This is a genomic window from Rhizobium sp. 10N427, assembly GCF_056394605.1.
Genome location: NZ_JBFTID010000001.1, coordinates 875,044 through 892,442 on the forward strand (window position 1 = coordinate 875,044; position 17,399 = coordinate 892,442).

A 17,399-nucleotide genomic window follows, 5' to 3' on the forward strand; every position below is an offset into this window, starting at 1 on the left:
GTCGGGTCATGAGCGCCGCTTCCAACGATCAGTTCTTTGCTTCCGTGCCGGTCTTTGCCGAGTTCAAGGGTGTGGCCGATACTGGCAATTACCGCCCCCTGCCCGAGGGATGGATCCTGGCGCTGGCCGACATCGTCGGCTCCACCAAGGCGATCGGTGACGGGCGCTACAAGGACGTCAACATGGCGGGCGCTTCGGTGATTTCCGCCGTGCTGAACGCTGTCGGAAAGGGTGACTTTCCCTTCGTCTTCGGCGGCGACGGTGCGATGATCGCCCTGCCTGCATCGCATGAGGATGCTGCCCGCGCGGCACTTGCCGCGGTCCAGGTCTGGGTGAGGGAAGATCTCGTCCTCGACCTGCGGACCGCGATCGTTCCCGTTGCCGATATCCGCAAGGAAGGGCTGGATGTGCGCGTTGCCCGCTATTCGGCAAGCCCCTACGTGACCTACGCAATGTTTGCCGGCGGGGGCAACAGTTGGGCCGAAAAGCAGATGAAATCGGGACGCTACGGCGTTGCCGCAGCCCCCGCGGGCACCCGGCCGGATTTGGCCGGTCTCTCCTGCCGCTGGAACCCGATCGAGGCCGAGAACGGGGAAATCGTCTCGATCATCGCCGTTCCCGGTGAAGCGGGCTCCGGTCCGGAGTTCCAGTCGCTGGTCACCGCCATCGTCGCCATCTCGTCGGAACAAGGCCGCGGCGGCCATCCAGTGCCTGCAGACGGCCCGGACCTGTCTTTCTCGAGGAAGGGCATCGAGCGCGAGGCCAAGGCAACCGCGGCGGCTGGCAGGCAATGGCGCCAAAAACTGTTCATCATGCTGCAGCTGGCACTGACCGTGATTTTCTTCAAGCTGTGCATCCCCTTCGGCAGGTTCGACGCGCGTCAATACAAGCGCGACGTCGCCGGAAATTCCGATTTCCGCAAATTCGACGACGGACTGAAAATGACGATCGATGTCGATAGCGCGCGGTTCGAGCGGATCGAAGCCCTGCTCAAGGAGGCGCAGAGCAAGGGGATCGCCCGTTACGGCCTGCACCGGCAGGATTCGGCGCTGATGACCTGTTTCGTGCCGACGCCGATGTCGCGCGACCACATCCATTTCATCGACGGCGCCAGCGGCGGCTATGCGGTCGCCGCCAGCAAGATATCGGGCAAGACATTGGGGCCGATCGAATTGCTGGATCGCTGACCACCGGACCTCGCGTCCAAGAGCGCATCAACCCATTGTCATGAAACTGAAATCGAACTGTCGCAAAGCTGTCATCCGGCCTGCCTAAATGTCGCCGTAATTTCTGAAGCGACATCCGGTTCCCCATGAACGCCCCCGCAATTCCGTCGAATACCGCCGTTTCCGCGGCCGGGCTCGAATTGAGCTATGGGCAGACGCGCATCCTCAAGGGGATCGACATCTCTCTTCGCAAGGGTGAGACATTGGCGCTGCTTGGCCCATCAGGCTGCGGCAAGACCACGCTGCTCAGGCTTGTCGCCGGCCTGCTGGCGCCGACGAGGGGCCATATCGCCATTACCGGGCAGCGCGTTGCAGGCGAGGGCACCTTCGTGCCTCCGGAGCGCCGCGGGCTGGGCATGGTCTTCCAAGATTATGCGCTCTGGCCACATCTGACGGTTGGCGGCAATGTCTCGTTTCCGCTTGAAATGCGCGGCGTCGGAAAGGCCGAGCGCCGGGAGCGGACGATGCGGGCGCTGGACAAGGTCGGGCTTGCAGCCTTTGCCGACCGCCGTCCGAGCGATCTTTCCGGCGGCCAGCAGCAGCGCGTGGCGATCGCCCGTGCCATCGTTGCCGAGCCGCAGCTGATCCTTTTCGATGAGCCGCTTTCGAACCTCGATCGCGAGCTGCGCGAAAACATGGTCGGTGAGCTTGCTGATCTGATTGCGACATTGGGGCTGACGGCGATCTACGTCACCCACGATCACAGCGAGGCGCTGACGCTTGCCGATCACGTTGCGGTGATGCGCGGCGGGCTGATCGAGCAGCTTGCTTCACCCGATATGCTGATCGAGCGCCCTGCGACGCCTGAGGTTGCCGACTTCCTGCGGCTCGGCTGTCTGGCCGATATCGAGCGCCGCGGTGCGATCTGGTTTTTCAAGGACAGCGATGTGGCGTTAATGCCGGCCGAAGAGGCGGCGGCGCGCAGCGCCCGCATCCTGATCCCGACCGCCGGGATTTCCGCATCTGGAGACGCCCCCGATCGTCTGAGCGCCGAAGTGCTGCGTTCGCAGTTTCGCGGCGACGGCCATCTGGCCACGGTTTCGCTCGCCGGGTTGCCTGGCGTCGAGCTGCAGGTGCTCAGCCGTCTCAAGCTGCGCCCCGGCGAACGCATAGGCCTTGCCGTCGATCCCACGCAGATCCGCTTTTTTGAACAGACTGCCGATAATTCAAAACAGGAGAGACTCGAAAATGTTTAAGTCTTTGAAGAGCATCACTTTTGGCGTGGTTGCTGCCGCGCTTATGGCGGGCGTCGCCCATGCCGACGTCACCGTTTACACCGCTGGCCCGCAGAGCCTGATCGACAAGCTGTCGGCTGGCTTCACCGCTCAGACCGGCGTCAAGGTCAATGTTTTCCAGGCAACGACCGGCAAGGTCATGGCCCGTATCGAAGCCGAAGCTGCAAACCCGGTCGTCGATGTCGTCATCTCGGCTTCCTGGGATACGGCAAACGATTTCGCCAAGCGCGGCTGGCTCGTCAATTATGCAAGCCCGAACGCTGCCAAGGTTCCTGATTTCCTGAAGTCGGAAGGCGCCGTTGCGCAAGGCATTTCGGCTCTGGGCATCGTCTGGAACTCGAAGAGCGGCACGCCAAAGCCGTCTGAATGGGCCGATCTCGCGAAGTCTGAATACAAGGACCTCGTCAACATTCCGGATCCCGCGCAGTCTGGCTCGTCCTTCGAGCTGACCGCCGCTCTCGGTGGCCAAGACGACTGGAAGCTGTTCAAGGATCTGAAGGCCAACGGTGCCATCATCGCCGGTGCCAATGCTGACGCCCTCAACCCGGTTCTGCAGGGTGCCAAGGCCGTTGTCTTCGGCGCGGTCGACTACATCGCGCTTGCCGCCCAGAAGAAGGGCGAGAATATCGAAGTCGTGTTCCCGGCTTCGGGCACCGTCATCGCGCCGCGCCCGGCTATGATCATGAACTGGTCCAAGAACCAGGACGATGCCAAGAAGTTCATCGACTACATGCTCTCGGACGAAGGCCAGAAGCTCGTTGCCGGTGAGATGCTGATGCCGTCGCGCACCGATATTGCGGCTGCCCGCCCGCTGATCAGCGATCTGAAGCTCCTGAAGTATGATACGGCCGCCGTTTACGGCAAGCGTAAGGAAACGCTGAAGTCCTTCGCAGAACTCTACGGCGCCAAGTAAGGTCTGACGAGATGAAAGCGAACGGCATCGGCGGCACGGCTCCGGCCGCCTGGCTGGCAACAGCGGGTCTCATCCTCGTCGTTGCCGTTCCCTTCATCGCCGTCGTCCTGCAAGGCATCTTTCCCCAACTTGGACGGGGCTCGTTTGGGAGCCCCTTCTCCTCGCTCTACGCGACGCTTGCCGATAGCTCGCTGATCCGAATGGGCGGCAATACCATCCTGCTCGGCGCGTGCGTCGTCCTGGCTTCGGCGCTCGTTGCCGTGCCGCTCGGCGTCTTTCGCGCCCTCTACCGCATCCCCTTCGCGACCCTCTGGGATGTGGTGCTACTCGTCCCCTTCATGATCCCGCCTTATATCGCCACACTCGGCTGGATCATGACGCTGCAGCCGCGCGGCTATCTTGAGCAGCTTGCCGGCTTCAACCTGGCGCCCTTCCTGTTCTCGCTGGCCGGCATGACCGTGGTCATGGCCTTCAACACGTTCCCGGTCGTCTATTTCGCGGTGTCGCGCACTGTCGAGGCCGTCGGTGCCCGCTATGCCGATGTCGGCCGTGTTTTCGGCGCCAGCCCGGCGCGCGCCTTCTGGCGCATCACCCTGCCGCTCTCCGCACCCGGCCTGACGGCCAGCCTGATGCTCGTCTTCGCCGCAGCGATCGAAGAATACGGCACGCCCGCGGCACTTGGCCGCCGGGTCGGCTTCCAGGTGCTGGTGACGGGCATCGACCTTCGCGTCACCGACTGGCCGATCGATCTGCCGGGCGCTGCGATCCTCTCGCTGGTGCTCGTCGCCATGTCGCTCGCCACCTTCCTGCTGCAGCGCTGGATTCTGGCGCGCCGCTCCTACCAGACGGTTGGAGGCAAGCCGACCGCGAAAGACAAGCGGCCGCTCGGCGCGCTGAAGGTCCCGGTCATGATCAGCTTTGCCGTTGTCGCTTTCCTCGCGACAGGCGTGCCGCTTTTGGCGATCCTTGCAACCGCGCTGGCGCGCACCATTTCCGGCGGTCTTGCGCTCGACAATGTCAGCCTCGACAATTTCATCGCCGTTTTCAGCAACAGTGCCGGTGCCGTCACCGCGCTGATCAACAGTTTCTCGCTCGGCATCGGCACGGCTGTTATCACCGGCCTCGTCGGCGTCACCGCCGCTTATACCGTCGTGAAGACGAAGATGCGGGGCCGGATGGTGATCGATATCATGACCATCCTGCCGAACGCGCTGCCCGGCATCGTCGTCGCTGTCGGGCTGATCCTCGCCTGGAACATGCCGGGCCTGCCGTTCACGCCCTACAATACCGGCTTCATCCTGCTGCTCGCCTATTGCTGCATCCTGCTGCCGCAGCCGGTGCGCTACACCGCAGCCGCCTTCCAGCAGATCGGTGACAATCTGGAAGCCGCCGCCCGCGTCTGCGGCGCCAGCGGCACCGTGGCCTTCCGGCGCATTCTGCTGCCGCTGGTCTTCCCGAGCCTTGCCTCCTCGATGCTGCTGGTCTTTGCACTGGCCTCGCGCGAGCTTGTCGCATCCGTCGTCGTCGCCCCGGTCGGAATGCAGACGATCGCCACCTTCATCTGGCGGCAGTTCGAGCAGGGTTCGATCGGCCTCGGCATGGCCATGGCCTTCATCGCCATCTGCATTACCACGCTGCTGCCGCTCATCCTGATGCGGCTGATGCGGCGCGGAAATATCGCCGCCGATTAGAGACTGGTGGTGATCCCGCCATCGACCATCAGCATATGGCCGTTGACGAAGGACGAAGCCTCCGAGGACAGGAATACCGCAGCACCCACCAGCTCCTCGACATTGCCCCAGCGCCCGGCCGGCGTGCGCCCTTCCAGCCAGCTGGAAAATTTCGGATCATCGACCAGCGCCTGGTTCAGTGGCGTCTTGAAATATCCGGGCGCAATCGCGTTCACCTGCAGACCGTACTTGGCCCAATCCGTCGCCATGCCGCGCGTCAGGTTCTTCACCGCGCCTTTCGTCGCCGTATAGGGCGCGATGCTCGGGCGGGCGAGTTCGGCCTGAACCGAAGCGATGTTGATGATCTTGCCGCGTCCGCGGCTAATCATCGCCTTGGCGACCGGCTGGCTGACATAGAAGACGCTGGAGACATTGGTCTTGAAGATCTCGTCCCACTTCTCGACCGGAAAATCTTCGAGCGGCGTGCGAAACTGCATGCCGGCATTGTTGATGAGGATATCGATCGGCCCGATTTCCTCTTCGATATAGGCAATGCCGCCGCGCGCCGCCTGCGCGTCCGTAACGTCGAAGGCGGCGCTCAGCGCATGATGACCCTTGCCCCGGATCACTTCCGCCGCCTCCGAAGCCTTGCTGGCGTTGCGGCCGTTGATGACCACGGACGCCCCATGCTCGGCCAGCCCGAGTGCCAGCGCATAGCCGATGCCCTGGCTGGAGCCGGTGATCAACGCACGTTTTCCGGTGAGGTCGAATAGGGGGAAGGACAAGCGGGATACTCCTCTTTGGCCTGCGATCAAAGAGGAGTCGGCTCGCCAATGCAAGCCGCGGCTTTGACGCAAGTGTTGCTATTTGCTACCCGATTTGCTGCTATTAGAGGACAGCGATGAAGCTTCGCGAAGAAACCGCAGCCGATATTCCGCTCATCCGGGCGCTGATAACCCGTGCCTTTGCGCCGATGCCATTCAGCAGTCAGACGGAGGCGGCGATTGTCGACGCCTTACGCGACCGCGGTAAGCTCAGTGTCTCACTGATTGCCGAAGATGAAGGGAATGTCGTCGGCCATGTTGCATTCTCCCCAGTGGCGATCGATGGCGCCGATCTCGGCTGGTACGGGCTCGGCCCTATTGCCGTTGCACCGGAATGGCAGGGACAGGGAATTGGACGCGCGCTGATGGACGCGGGCCTGGCGCTTGGTGCCAGAGGCTGCGTTCTGCTTGGTGATCCGGCTTTCTACAGCCGCTTCGGCTTCCAGGCAGATGCGAAACTAACGCTTCCGGGCGTCCCGGCCGAGTATTTTCAGGCAGCGACTTTCAGCGGTGACACACCGTCGGGCGAGGTGACATATGACGAGGGCTTTTCCGCGAGCTGAGCGTTAGTGCAGCCCACCTACGCCGAGCAGCCGTTCCACCGAACCATGATCCTCAGACAGCGCTGCCGGCGTGCCACTCCAGGCGAGCCTTCCGCGTTCCAGGATGATGACCTGGTCGGCGAAATCGAGCGCGCTCTGGATGCGCTGCTCGACCAGAACGATTGTCATATCTCCGGTCTTGGCGAGTTCGGCAAAGGCAGCCATCAGTTCCTCGCAGATGACGGGCGCCAGGCCCTCGAGTGGCTCGTCCAGCAGCAGCACCGAAGGGCGGCCGAGGATCGAGCGGGCGGTGGAGAGCATTTGCTGCTCGCCGCCGGAAAGCTGGTTGCCGAGATTGCGGCGGCGTTCCTTGAGGCGCGGAAACATCTGGTAGGCTTCGTCGAGCGCTGTCTTCGGGCGTCCCTTGAGGCCGACGAAGAGGTTTTCCTCGACGGTCAGTGTCGGAAAGACGCAGCGCGCCTGGGGCACGAAGCCCAGCCCCTGATGCGCGCGTGCGGCGCTCGGCATCGCCGTCACGTCGGTCGAACCCAGCCGGATGCGGCCGTCATAGCGTTTCGTCTGCCCGGCAAGGGTAGCGAGCAGCGTCGTCTTGCCCATGCCGTTGCGGCCAAGCACGGCGAGGCGGGCGCCTGCCGGGACCGAAAAGGACACGCCTTCGAGAACGCGGGTCGGGCCGTAGCCGGCCGACAGGTTTTCCACCTCAAGCGGCGTGGCTGGCATTGGCATAGCTCCCGAGATAAGCCTCGCGCACGCGGGCATCCTTGGTGACGTCGGCGGGCGAGCCGTCGAAGATGATGGCGCCGGCGGCAAGCACGATGACGCGCCTGGCGAAGCGGAAGACGAGGTCCATGTCGTGCTCGATCATCAGCACCGCGAGATCGGCAGGCAGATCGGCCAGCGCCTGTTCGATGCGGCCGGTATCGCTCTGCGGCACACCGGCGGCGGGTTCATCGAGCAGCAGCACCTTCGGCTCCAAGGCCATGGCGACGGCGATCTCCAGCAGGCGCTGCTGGCCATAGGCGATCTCGCTGACCTTGCGGTGCATGAGGCCTGTCAGCCCCAGCGTCTGCAACATGCCCGCAACTTCGTCCATGACGCCGGGCATCGACAGGAAGTTTCCGAACATCCGGCCGGTCTTCCCGTCGCGCTGCAGGATGGCAAGTGCGACATGTTCGGCTGGCGTCATCTCCTGGAAAAGGCGGGTCACCTGGAAGGAACGGACCAGACCGCGTTTCACGCGCCCGGCCGCATCGACCTTCGTCACCGTCTCGCCGCCGAGGCGGACTTCGCCGGAATCGGGGGCCAGATTGCCGGTGACCAGATTGACGAAGGTGGTCTTGCCGGCACCGTTCGGCCCGATCAGCGCCACCCGGTCGCCCGGATGCATTGCAATCGACACGTCGTTGGTGACGGCAAGGCCGCCGAAAGATTTCTTCAGGTTGGCGACTTCGAATACGGCGCTCATTCGCCTGCCTCCTTGCGACGAGAGAGGACGGCAGCAGCTGTGCCGTAGAGCCCCTTTGGTGCGAAGAGCACGACGGCGATCAGCAGTGCGCCGACCATCGTCAGCCAGTGGAACGGGTTGGCGGCTGAGACGTAGTCCTCGAACAGCATGAAGATGACGGTGCCGGAGAGTGCGCCAAACAGCGAGCCGGTGCCGCCGAGCACGAGCATGACCAGGCTTTCGGCCGAGAGCGTGAAGGACAGGCTGTCGAGGCCGACCACCTGCGTCGAGATCGCCGTCAGCGCGCCGCCGATGCCGGCCACCGCACCCGAGATGACATACATCTTCATCAGCGCAGCCTTCGGCGATGCGCCCATGGCACGGATGCGCAACGGGTCTTCCTTGATGCCGCGGCAGAGCATGCCGAAAGGCGAGCGCACCAGGAGGCGAAGCAGGATGAAGACGGCGAGCAGCAGGATAACGCCGAAGATATAGGCGGTATGCCCGTAGAGATCGAATTCGAAATAGCCGAGCACCGGATCGGCCGAAATACCGGAGAGACCGTCGCTGCCGCCGGTCCAGGAGGACGCCTTGTTGGCGAATTCATGGAACAGGTTGATCAGCGCGATCGACAGAACCAGCTGCGGCAAGCCGTGGGCGCGCAGGATGACGGCGCCGCAGATCAGACCGGCAATCGCGCCGCCGGCGATACCGGCAAGCGCCATCAGCAGCGGATCGGTGATCCCGTAATGGGCCGAGACGATACCGGCGGCATAAGCGCCGGAACCGAAGAGGGCTGCATGGCCGAGGGTCGCCACGCCGCAATAGCCGGTCACGAGATCGAGCGACAGAACGAGCAGCGCGATGGCGATGATGCGGGTCAGCAAAGCCAGATTATCAGGGAAAAGCAGATAGCCGATGGCGGCAAGCACGATGATTGCCGCAACGCCGGCGAAGTCTCTCCCCGCCGAGCGATGGCGGCGTGCGGCAGCGGCGGCCGTGTCAGTGTTCATGGCGAGCGTCATCCTATTTCGTCCTCCCGGCAAAACCACGCGGGAAGATGCAGATGATGGCGATGACGGCGAGATAGAAGAAAAACTCGCCGAACTCAGGCATCAGGTAGCGTCCTGTCGTATCGATGCCGCCGAGCACGAGACAGGCAATCAGCGCGCCTGGGATCGATCCCGCGCCGCCGACGGAGACGACGACGAGGAAGGTGACCATGTAGCGCAGCGCATAGTAGGGCTCGACCGGCAGCAGCTCCGCCCCAACAACGCCGCCGAACGCGGCAAGGCCAACGGCAACCGCGAAACTCAGCGCGTAGATGATCTCGGTGCGCACGCCGAGGGCCGCCGCCATCGATGCGTTGTCGACGGAGGCGCGCAGTTTCACCCCGAAACTCGTCCGTTCGATCGTGAACCACAGCGCGATGGCGACACCCAATCCGCAGACGATCGCGAAGAGGCGATGAATCGGGATGGTGCGGAAACCGAGATCGGCCGAACCCTGCAGCCCCTGCGGCAGCGGAATGGTCTTTAGCGTCGGACCCATCACATAGTTGGCGATGCCGATGATGCAGAAGGTGATGCCGATCGTCATCAGCACCTGCGTCAGCTCGGGCGCGCCATAGATGCGGCGGTAGAGGAAGCGTTCGATCGGGATGGCAATGATGATCGTGCCGATGACGGCGGCGATGACGCCGATGCCGTAGCCAAGCCCGAGATCGCGCACCGCATAGGACGCGATATAGCCGCCGATCATGGCAAAGGCGCCGTGGGCGAGATTGACGACGCGCATCAGGCCCATGGTGACGGACAGGCCGATCGAGATCACGAACAGCACCATTCCATAGGCCAGCGCATCGACGGCTATGCTGAAGACGGTTTGCATGGGTTTGGTGTGGTCCTTGTTCTATACGAGCGGCGACTAGCAGCCCTTGCGCCGCGTGGCCCCCTCATCCGCCCTTCGGGCCACCCCGGGGTCGAGCCGCTCGTCTCGACCCGTCCTTCGGACCCCCGATGGGGAGAAGGGAAATTGGAGCACCACGGTCGCTTCCCCTCTCCCCAGCGGGGAGAGGGTAGGGTGAGGGGGCTCACGGCACAACGTCGAAGTCGAAATCCTCACTTCACAGCGGCAAGGCCCGGATCGCCCTGCTTTTCGAAGGTCTGGATTTCCTTGTTGATGTATTTGCCGTCGGCATCCTTGGCGACTTCGCGCAGGTAGATGTTCTGCGTGATGTGGCGGCTATCGGGATCGATGGAAACAGGTCCGCGCGGGCTCACCCAGGCGAGACCCTTCACCGCTTCGACAGCCTTTGCCGCGTCCTGCTTGCCGCCGGTTGCCTCGATCATCTTGTAGATGACATGCATGCCGTCATAGGCGCCGACAGCCGGGAAGGTCAGTTCGGCGGGGTTGCCGATCGTCTTGCCGGCGGCTTCGACGAAGGCCTTGTTCTCGGGCGAGTCGTGGGAAACCGCGTAATGGAAGGTGGTCAGCATGCCGAGCGCCGCGTCGCCGAGTGCCGGAAGATCGGATTCCTGTGTCAGGTCGCCGGGGGCAAAGAGCTGGATGCCGCCGGTCTTCAGGCCGTTTTCGTTGTAAGCCTTGACGAAGCCGAGCGTCGTCGGGCCTGACGGCAGGAAGGCGAAGACGCCGGTCGCGCCAGAATCCTTGATGCGCTGCATGATCGGGCTGAAGTCGTTGGTCGCAAGCGGCATGCGGATCGCTTCCACGACCTCGCCGCCAGCCTTTTCGAAACCGGCCTTGAAGGCATTTTCCGCGTCGACGCCGGGGCCGTAGTCGCTGACGACGGAGATCACCTTCTTGACGCCCTTGTCGAAGGCGACCTGTGCCATCGGCGTCGAGGTCTGCCATGTCGTGAAAGAGGTGCGTACCACGAGCGGGCTCTTGGTGACGATCGCCGACGTCGCGGCGTTCATGATGACCAGCGGTGTGTTGGCCTCCTTCAGGATCGGGGTGACGGCCATGGCGTCAGGCGTGAAATAGAAGCCGGCCAGATACTGGACCTTTTCCTTGACGACCAGTTCCTGGGCAAGCGCCTTCGACTGCGCCGGATCAGCGGCGGGCAGGTCGCGATAGATGACCTCGACCGTGTTGTCGCCGATCTTGGCGCCATTGGTCGCCATATAGGCGTCGATGCCTGCCTTGAAGTTCTTGCCCTGCAGGGCGAACGGACCGGAAAAGGGTCCGACAACGCCGACCTTGATCGTATCCGCATAGGCGCCCGAGCCCATGAGCATGGCCGCAGCGGCGGCCAGAAGCAGCTTCTTCATTCTTCTCTCTCCCTTTTTCGGCGTACTCCAGCGCCGTATTAGCTCGCAGCTAAAACTTTTCGCGCTAGTTTGTCATGCGAAACGGTAATGTAAAATGAAATAAATGCCAGAATTCATGATCGAACGGTTATGAATTCGCGGCGCCGAGCCTCTGAATGTTGTCCGCAAGCTCGCGTGCAAGACGAAGGGCAGCCCCGGTCGCCACGACCATCTGCGGCAGGACAAGCCATTCCAATATCCAGGCCGCGCCGGAGCGTTCCTGCTCATGGACCATCGACTGGTGGATCGCCGAGATTTGCGTGGCGTTAAAGCGCGCCAGTGCCACTAGCGTCTCGGCGGCAACAGGGTTCTGCTTGTGCGCCATGGCCGACGAGCCACCGCCGCCGCTCAGCGCAATCTCGTCCCCCGCCTGCGCCATCAGCGCGATGTCCTGGCCGAACTTGCCGAGGCTGCCTGTGACAAGCGACAGCAGTCCGGCGAATTCGGCGATGAAGGCGCGCTGGCTCTGCCACTGCGGCAGGTCGGTGAGGCCCAGTTCCTGGGCGAGCGAACCGCGCACGGCGGCCGCCTTGCCGCCAAGTTTTTCCAACGTGCCGGCAGCACCACCGAATTGTAGCGGGAAGCGCAAATCCGTCAGCCTTTCGCGATAGCCGTCGAAGGGCGTGCGCCAGGCGAGCAGCCGGTCGGCAACGGTGATCGGGATTGCCGCCTGCATGCGGGTGCGGCCCATCAGAGGCTTTGCACCGAGGCTTGTTTCCAAAGCGGCAAGCCTGACTTCGATGGCGGTGAGCCGTGCCGCAAAAATGAAGGCGACGGGCTTCAGCCGCAGCATCAGGCTGGTGTCGATCACATCCTGGCTGGTGGCCCCGGTATGGACGTGATGGCCGGCCTCGCCTGCAGCGGCGCGCAGCTGGCGTACCAGCTCGGGGATGACGACGCCATCGCGGGCGGTGGCAGTGCGCAGGGCCGGGATATCGGCGGCAAAGCTTGTGCATGCGGCGGAAATGGCTTCGGCAGCGGGCAGGGGTATGACATCATGAGCCGCCTCAGCGCGCGCCAGCGCCGCCTCGAACTGCAGCATGGCGCGGATATCGGCTTCCGCGGTGAAATAAGCTGAGGTCTCCTCATCGCCCAAAAGGCCGGAGAGGAAGGGGTGGTCGAAGGCCGTTGCGCTCACTGTCGTCTCTTCTTTCATGGCCGGCCGCTGCCGCCTTATGGCGGCAGAAAGCCTTGAGCCCGTCGAGACGTCAATAGCCGATAGACCTCAAGCCTATGCCTTGGCTGGCTTCTCGACAGGCAGGATATTCGGTTCGCTGGTCTCATCGACGCCACGGGCCTTGGCGACGAAGGAGAACTTCTTGCGCATGCCGAGGATGGGTTTCTCGATCATGTGCCAGGAAATCACTGCCACCGCCATCGCTGCGCAGATGCCGATCGCATAAAGCGCCAGCGCGCCGGTTTCCGGCACCAGGAAGACACCCGGCGCCAGGCCGATCAGGATCTGCAGGAAGGGGTCGTGATAGAGGTAGACGCCGTAGGAATAATCGCCCTTGTGGAAGACGGAGGGCAACGGCACCGGTGTCAGCCCGATGAAGGTGGTGATGTAGACCAGCGCCGGGATGACGATGATGCGGTTCGGTACCGTCTCGATCGACGAGCTGTTGAGCACGAAGACCGCGCCAATCGCAATCGCGGCGCAGACGGCAAGCAAAGTGCGGCTGTGCGGGATCACGTCACGCAGCTGATAGGCAAGAATGCCGAGCAGGAAGGCAAAGACCAGCTGGGCGCCGCGGCTGACGAAGATCGTGCCGAGCACCAGGTTGACGCGGTAGGGCAGGTGCGGTCCCAAGGCCTGGATCAAAAGACCGGCGACGATGAAGCCTGCGGTCAGCAGAGCCGTCTTCCGCCAGGAAGAGATGATCGAGGTCATCATCAGGCCGGACATGATGATGTAGCAGAAGATCTCCCAGGGAACCGTCCACAATGCGCCGTTGACGCGATGCGTCGGGTTGTTCTCGAAGACGCCCGGCAGGCTGTAGTGGATCCAGCCTATGATGTTCAGGAAATATTTGAAGAAATCGGCGCTTGAGAAATAGGCGCTGAGCGCGACAGGCGTCAGCAGCGGGCCGATGATCAGGGCGCAGACGACGATATCGACGGCAAGCGCCGGCACGATACGCAGCCCGCGGTTCAGGAGGAAGTTCTTGAGACTCAGCCGCTGGGCGCTGCCTGCAATCAGGAAGCCGCTCAACGCAAAGAACATCGGCACCAGCGCATATTCCGCAAACCACAGTGGCGTGGAGCGGAAGAATTCGTCATTGCCGGTCAGTAGGAAGGAGTGCGCGAGGACAATTGAAAAAGCGAGCGCGATTCGCAAGAAATCAAAACCTGGACCGAGGCCCCTATGCGCCGCCAGGACGTGTCCGAAAGTTTTCTGCATGTTTCCACCATCAACGTTTCAGCCCGTCCGTTTCATACCGCGGCGCAGCATGAAAGCCAACCCGCTTTACGCGGATGCAGCATGGAAAATACATTCCCGGTTGTATTTTGAATTGCGCGTGCTTAACGAAAGCCGGCTGCTGCCGGATTTCCGAGATCAGGCGAAAATCCAGCGGCAGTAAAGCTTGTCAGATATCGAGAAAGACTGTCTCGTTTTCTCCTTGCAGGCGGATGTCAAACGTATAGGTTGCGCCATCGCGTGCGGCAATAAGTGTCGCCACGCGGTCGCGGTGCTCTATCCGCTGCAGCAGCGGGTCGGCAGCGTTGGCTTCCGATTCTTCCGGGAAGTACATGCGGGTGTGCAGGCCGAGATTGATGCCGCGTGCGACAATCCAGAAGGTGATGTGCGGCGCTTGTTTGCGCCCGTCCTTGAACGGCACCTTGCCGGGCTTGATGGTCTCGAAGCTGTAGACGCCGTCCTCCGCCCGGGTCGGGCAACGGCCCCAGCCGGTGAAATTCGGATCGGCGGCGCCGCGCATTTCCGAGGGGCTGTTATAGAGCCCGGCGCTGTCGGCCTGCCAGATCTCGATCACCGCATCGCGCACCAAAGCGCCGGCACCGTCGAAGATCCGGCCCGTCACGGTGATCCGCTCGCCCGTCGTCTTGTCGTTGACCATCGCGGTGCCGAGGTCGCCGTCATAGACACCTGATATGTCGCAGAAATTCGGCGTGAGACCGATATGGACATAGGGTCCCGCGGTCTGCGATGGCGTTTCCTTGAGGTAACGGATTTCCTGGGCCATCAGTTGCCCTCCAGCTTGTTCTCGAACATCGTCGAGCGGCGGCCGCGCAGCACGATGTCGAATTTGTAGGCGCGGCTATCCATCGGAATGGTGTTGCCCCAATCCATGGGGGCGATCAGCTGTTCGATCGCCGCCTTGTCGGGGATCGTGCTGACGATCGGACACTTCCAGATCATCGGATCGCCTTCGAAATACATCTGGGTGATCAGGCGCTGCGAGAAGCCGTGGCCGAAGACCGAGAAATGGATATGTGCCGGGCGCCAGTCGTTGACGCCGTTCGGCCAAGGATAGGCGCCGGGCCGCACGGTGCGGAAATAGTATCGGCCTTCCTCGTCGGTGATCGCCCGGCCGCAGCCGCCGAAATTCGGGTCGATCGCTGCCAGATAGCTTTCCCTCTTGTGGCGGTAGCGCCCGCCGGCATTGGCCTGCCAGAACTCGACCAGCACGCCTGTTTGCGGCCGCCCGCGCTCGTCCAGCACCTGGCCGTGAACGATGATGCGCTCGCCGATCGCGCTCTCGCCGGGCTTGGCATAATTGTGGAGCAGGTCGTTGTCGAGTTCGCCGATCATGCCGTGGCCGAAGACGGGGCCGGTGATCTCGGAGATCGTGCCGTCGAGAGACAGCAGGGCGCGCTGCGGCGAACGCAGGATCGAGGTCTTGTATCCCGGCGCAAAGGCAGGCGGATGCCAGGCGTGGTCGCGGGCGAAAAAGGCGCCTGTTTCGGGCTTGCGGTTCGGTATGTCGGACATGGCTTCCTCTTATGCCGCCTTATCAGCGTCCATCTGTTCGAAGACCTGCTTGGCAATCTTGATCGCGTGATTGGCCGCCGGAACACCGGCATAGATCGCCACATGCAGCAGCGCCTCGCAGACATCGTCGCGGCTGGCGCCTGTATTGACTGTGGCGCGCACATGCATCGCCACTTCATCGTCCTGGCCGAGAGCGGCGAGCAGCGCGATGGTGACGATCGAGCGCTCGCGCTTGGAAAGCGTTGGGCGCGACCAGACATGACCCCAGGCGGCTTCGGTGATCAGGTCCTGAAACGGTTTGTCGAAATCCGTCGATCCGGCCTCGGCACGGTCGACATGGCTGTCGCCGAGCACGGCGCGGCGCGTCGCCATGCCCTGCTTGTAGCGCTCGGAGGCGCGCGAACTGTCACTCATGGGCTCTTTTCTCCATGCAATGCGAAATCGATGAATGCGCGAATGACTGACGTCAGCGCTTCGGGCTGCTCGATGCAGGGGATGTGGCCGGCATCGAGAATGATTTCGAAGCGCGCGCCGGGGATCAGTTGCGCCAGCGACTTGACGAGGTCTGGCGGTGTCGATCCGTCCTGAGCGCCGACGATGCAGATCGTTGGTACGGCGATGGTCTTTGCCGCTTCGGTAAAGTCGGCGTCGCGCACGGCAGCGCAGGTCGCGGCGTAGCCGGCCACCGGCTGGCGGACCAGCATGTTGCAATAGCCGTCATAGGCGGCGTTCTCAGGGCGGCGGAAGGCCGGCGTGAACCAGCGCTCCATGATCGCGTCGCACATGCTGGCTATGCCATTCTGCTCGACGGCCGCAATGCGGTTGTTCCAGCTCTCGGCCGTGCCGATCTTGTGCGCGGTGTCGCAGAGGATCAGCGCGCTGACGAGATCGGGACGCTGCTGGTAGAGCGACTGCGCGATCAGTCCGCCGACGGACAGGCCGCAGATGATGGCCTTCTTGATATCCAGCGTTTCGAGCAGGCCGATGAGATCGGACGCGTGGTCCTCGATCGAATAGGGCGTCTGGCCGACATCGGAAAGGCCATGGCCGCGCTTGTCATAGAGCAGGATGGCGAAATCGCCTGCCAGGCGGACGACGACATCACGCCAGATCCGGAAGTCGGTGCCCAGCGAATTGGCAAAGACCAGGACCGGCTTGTCGGCGGGGCCGCCGATAACCTGATAGTGAATGGCGATGTCGTTGACGCGGGCAAACTGCACTGGAAACTCCTCCGGACAGGAAATTGAAGGTTTAATCTGGTTAGGTAAAATGATATTTCGTGGCTTTCCGATAACTCCGGAGTTATGTGATCGATGATCGACGGCCGCATAAAGTTCCGCCATCTGCAAACCTTTGTCGAGGTCGCCAGGCAGAAAAGCGTGATGAAGGCGGCCGAGCTGCTGCATGTCAGCCAGCCCGCGGTGACTAAGACGATCCGTGAGCTGGAGGAGGTTCTCGGCGTCGAGGTCTTCGAGCGCGACGGCCGCGGCATCAAGATCACCCGTTACGGCGAAGTATTTCTGAAGCATGCCGGTGCTGCTCTGACAGCGCTGCGGCAGGGGCTCGATTCCGTCACCCAGGAGCGTGTCGGCGACGCACCGCCGATCCGGGTCGGGGCCTTGCCCACCGTGTCGACGCGCATCATGCCGCGGGCCATGGAGCTGTTTCTCAAGGAGAATACCTGGAGCCGGCTGAAGATCGTCACCGGCGAAAACGCCGTGCTTCTGGAGCAGTTGCGCGTCGGCGATCTCGATCTTGTCGTCGGCCGTCTTGCCGGGCCGGAGAAGATGACCGGCTTCTCCTTCGAGCATCTCTATTCGGAGCAGGTGGTCTTTGCCGTGCGCGCCGGCCATCCGCTGCTGAAGACCCGGCAATCGCATTTTGCAGCGCTCGCCGATTACACGGTGCTGATGCCGACGCGGGCTTCGATCATCCGGCCCTTCGTCGAGAGTTTCCTGATCGCCAACGGTGTGCCGAGCCTGCCGAACCAGATCGAGACCGTTTCAGACAGCTTCGGCCGCGCTTTCGTGCGTGCGAGCGATGCGGTCTGGATCATCTCGACCGGCGTCGTCGCCAAGGATATCGAGGATGGGGTTCTGGCGGTGCTGCCGATCGATACCAGCGAGACGAAAGGCCCGGTCGGCCTGACGATGCGCACCGATGCGATCCCGTCTCTGCCGCTGTCGATCCTGATGCAGACGATCCGCGAGGCGGCAGACGAGGTTTCGGCGAAGACCTGA

At 62.8% G+C, this 17,399-nt stretch carries 18 protein-coding genes; 6 read left to right on the plus strand and 12 right to left on the minus strand.

The window, feature by feature from the left end; all coding sequences use genetic code 11:
• Window positions 1-8 precede the first annotated feature (8 nt).
• The 4 genes from AC1DIJ_RS03840 (at window position 9) to AC1DIJ_RS03855 (ending at window position 5,065) form a co-directional block, all read left to right on the plus strand.
• Complete coding sequence (locus AC1DIJ_RS03840; protein WP_112386657.1) at window positions 9-1,187, plus strand: DUF3095 domain-containing protein; 1,179 nt, start codon at window positions 9-11, stop codon at window positions 1,185-1,187.
• Window positions 1,188-1,312: 125 nt separating this feature from the next.
• A complete protein-coding gene (locus AC1DIJ_RS03845; RefSeq protein WP_112386658.1) occupies window positions 1,313-2,422 on the plus strand; it encodes an ABC transporter ATP-binding protein in 1,110 nt (369 codons plus the stop codon).
• Entirely contained in the window at window positions 2,415-3,374 is a 960-nt protein-coding gene (locus AC1DIJ_RS03850; protein ID WP_112386659.1) for an ABC transporter substrate-binding protein, read from the plus strand. The genes AC1DIJ_RS03845 and AC1DIJ_RS03850 overlap by 8 nt, the downstream gene beginning before the upstream one ends.
• Before the next feature lie 11 nt (window positions 3,375-3,385).
• Window positions 3,386-5,065: an ABC transporter permease gene (locus AC1DIJ_RS03855; protein ID WP_112386660.1), complete on the plus strand. Its 1,680-nt coding sequence runs from the start codon at window positions 3,386-3,388 to the stop codon at window positions 5,063-5,065.
• Here AC1DIJ_RS03855 and AC1DIJ_RS03860 read toward each other — a convergent pair.
• Window positions 5,062-5,829 carry an SDR family oxidoreductase gene (locus AC1DIJ_RS03860; RefSeq protein ID WP_112386661.1) on the minus strand — a complete coding sequence of 256 codons (768 nt, stop codon included), beginning with the start codon at window positions 5,827-5,829 and terminating at the stop codon, window positions 5,062-5,064. The genes AC1DIJ_RS03855 and AC1DIJ_RS03860 overlap by 4 nt on opposite strands.
• A gap of 116 nt (window positions 5,830-5,945) precedes the next feature.
• Here AC1DIJ_RS03860 and AC1DIJ_RS03865 point away from each other — a divergent pair, with 116 nt between their 5' ends.
• Window positions 5,946-6,431 carry a GNAT family N-acetyltransferase gene (locus AC1DIJ_RS03865; RefSeq protein ID WP_112386662.1) on the plus strand — a complete coding sequence of 162 codons (486 nt, stop codon included), beginning with the start codon at window positions 5,946-5,948 and terminating at the stop codon, window positions 6,429-6,431.
• 3 nt (window positions 6,432-6,434) lie between these two features.
• On the opposite strand, the gene AC1DIJ_RS03870 is transcribed toward AC1DIJ_RS03865, so the two are convergent.
• The 11 genes from AC1DIJ_RS03870 to pcaD all read right to left on the minus strand — a co-directional run bounded on the left by AC1DIJ_RS03870 (window position 6,435) and on the right by pcaD (window position 16,379).
• Window positions 6,435-7,151: an ABC transporter ATP-binding protein gene (locus AC1DIJ_RS03870; RefSeq protein ID WP_112386663.1), complete on the minus strand. Its 717-nt coding sequence runs from the start codon at window positions 7,149-7,151 to the stop codon at window positions 6,435-6,437.
• On the minus strand, window positions 7,132-7,896 hold the full coding sequence (locus AC1DIJ_RS03875; RefSeq protein ID WP_112386664.1) for an ABC transporter ATP-binding protein: 765 nt from the start codon (window positions 7,894-7,896) through the stop codon (window positions 7,132-7,134). The genes AC1DIJ_RS03870 and AC1DIJ_RS03875 overlap by 20 nt, the downstream gene beginning before the upstream one ends.
• The gene (locus AC1DIJ_RS03880) at window positions 7,893-8,900 is read right to left on the minus strand and encodes a branched-chain amino acid ABC transporter permease (protein WP_310290149.1); all 1,008 of its coding nucleotides are present in this window, start codon (window positions 8,898-8,900) and stop codon (window positions 7,893-7,895) included. Before AC1DIJ_RS03880 ends, AC1DIJ_RS03875 begins: the two co-directional genes overlap by 4 nt.
• Window position 8,901: 1 nt before the next feature.
• Window positions 8,902-9,765, minus strand: a complete 864-nt coding sequence (locus AC1DIJ_RS03885; protein ID WP_112386665.1) for a branched-chain amino acid ABC transporter permease — start codon at window positions 9,763-9,765, stop codon at window positions 8,902-8,904.
• Between the two features lie 230 nt (window positions 9,766-9,995).
• Entirely contained in the window at window positions 9,996-11,168 is a 1,173-nt protein-coding gene (locus AC1DIJ_RS03890) for an ABC transporter substrate-binding protein (RefSeq protein WP_112386667.1), read from the minus strand.
• A gap of 127 nt (window positions 11,169-11,295) precedes the next feature.
• Complete coding sequence (locus AC1DIJ_RS03895; protein WP_112386750.1) at window positions 11,296-12,345, minus strand: 3-carboxy-cis,cis-muconate cycloisomerase; 1,050 nt, start codon at window positions 12,343-12,345, stop codon at window positions 11,296-11,298.
• A gap of 93 nt (window positions 12,346-12,438) precedes the next feature.
• The gene (locus AC1DIJ_RS03900; protein ID WP_112386668.1) at window positions 12,439-13,608 is read right to left on the minus strand and encodes an acyltransferase family protein; all 1,170 of its coding nucleotides are present in this window, start codon (window positions 13,606-13,608) and stop codon (window positions 12,439-12,441) included.
• 187 nt (window positions 13,609-13,795) lie between these two features.
• The gene (gene pcaG / locus AC1DIJ_RS03905; protein ID WP_112386669.1) at window positions 13,796-14,410 is read right to left on the minus strand and encodes a protocatechuate 3,4-dioxygenase subunit alpha; all 615 of its coding nucleotides are present in this window, start codon (window positions 14,408-14,410) and stop codon (window positions 13,796-13,798) included.
• The gene (pcaH, locus tag AC1DIJ_RS03910; protein ID WP_112386670.1) at window positions 14,410-15,159 is read right to left on the minus strand and encodes a protocatechuate 3,4-dioxygenase subunit beta; all 750 of its coding nucleotides are present in this window, start codon (window positions 15,157-15,159) and stop codon (window positions 14,410-14,412) included. Before pcaH ends, pcaG begins: the two co-directional genes overlap by 1 nt.
• A 9-nt stretch (window positions 15,160-15,168) precedes the next feature.
• Window positions 15,169-15,573, minus strand: coding sequence for a 4-carboxymuconolactone decarboxylase (pcaC, locus tag AC1DIJ_RS03915; protein WP_112386671.1), 405 nt, complete (start codon window positions 15,571-15,573; stop codon window positions 15,169-15,171).
• Window positions 15,570-16,379 carry a 3-oxoadipate enol-lactonase gene (gene pcaD, locus AC1DIJ_RS03920; RefSeq protein WP_112386672.1) on the minus strand — a complete coding sequence of 270 codons (810 nt, stop codon included), beginning with the start codon at window positions 16,377-16,379 and terminating at the stop codon, window positions 15,570-15,572. Before pcaD ends, pcaC begins: the two co-directional genes overlap by 4 nt.
• 93 nt (window positions 16,380-16,472) lie before the next feature.
• On the opposite strand from pcaD, the gene pcaQ reads away from it, so the two are divergent.
• Window positions 16,473-17,399, plus strand: coding sequence for a pca operon transcription factor PcaQ (pcaQ, locus tag AC1DIJ_RS03925; RefSeq protein WP_112386673.1), 927 nt, complete (start codon window positions 16,473-16,475; stop codon window positions 17,397-17,399).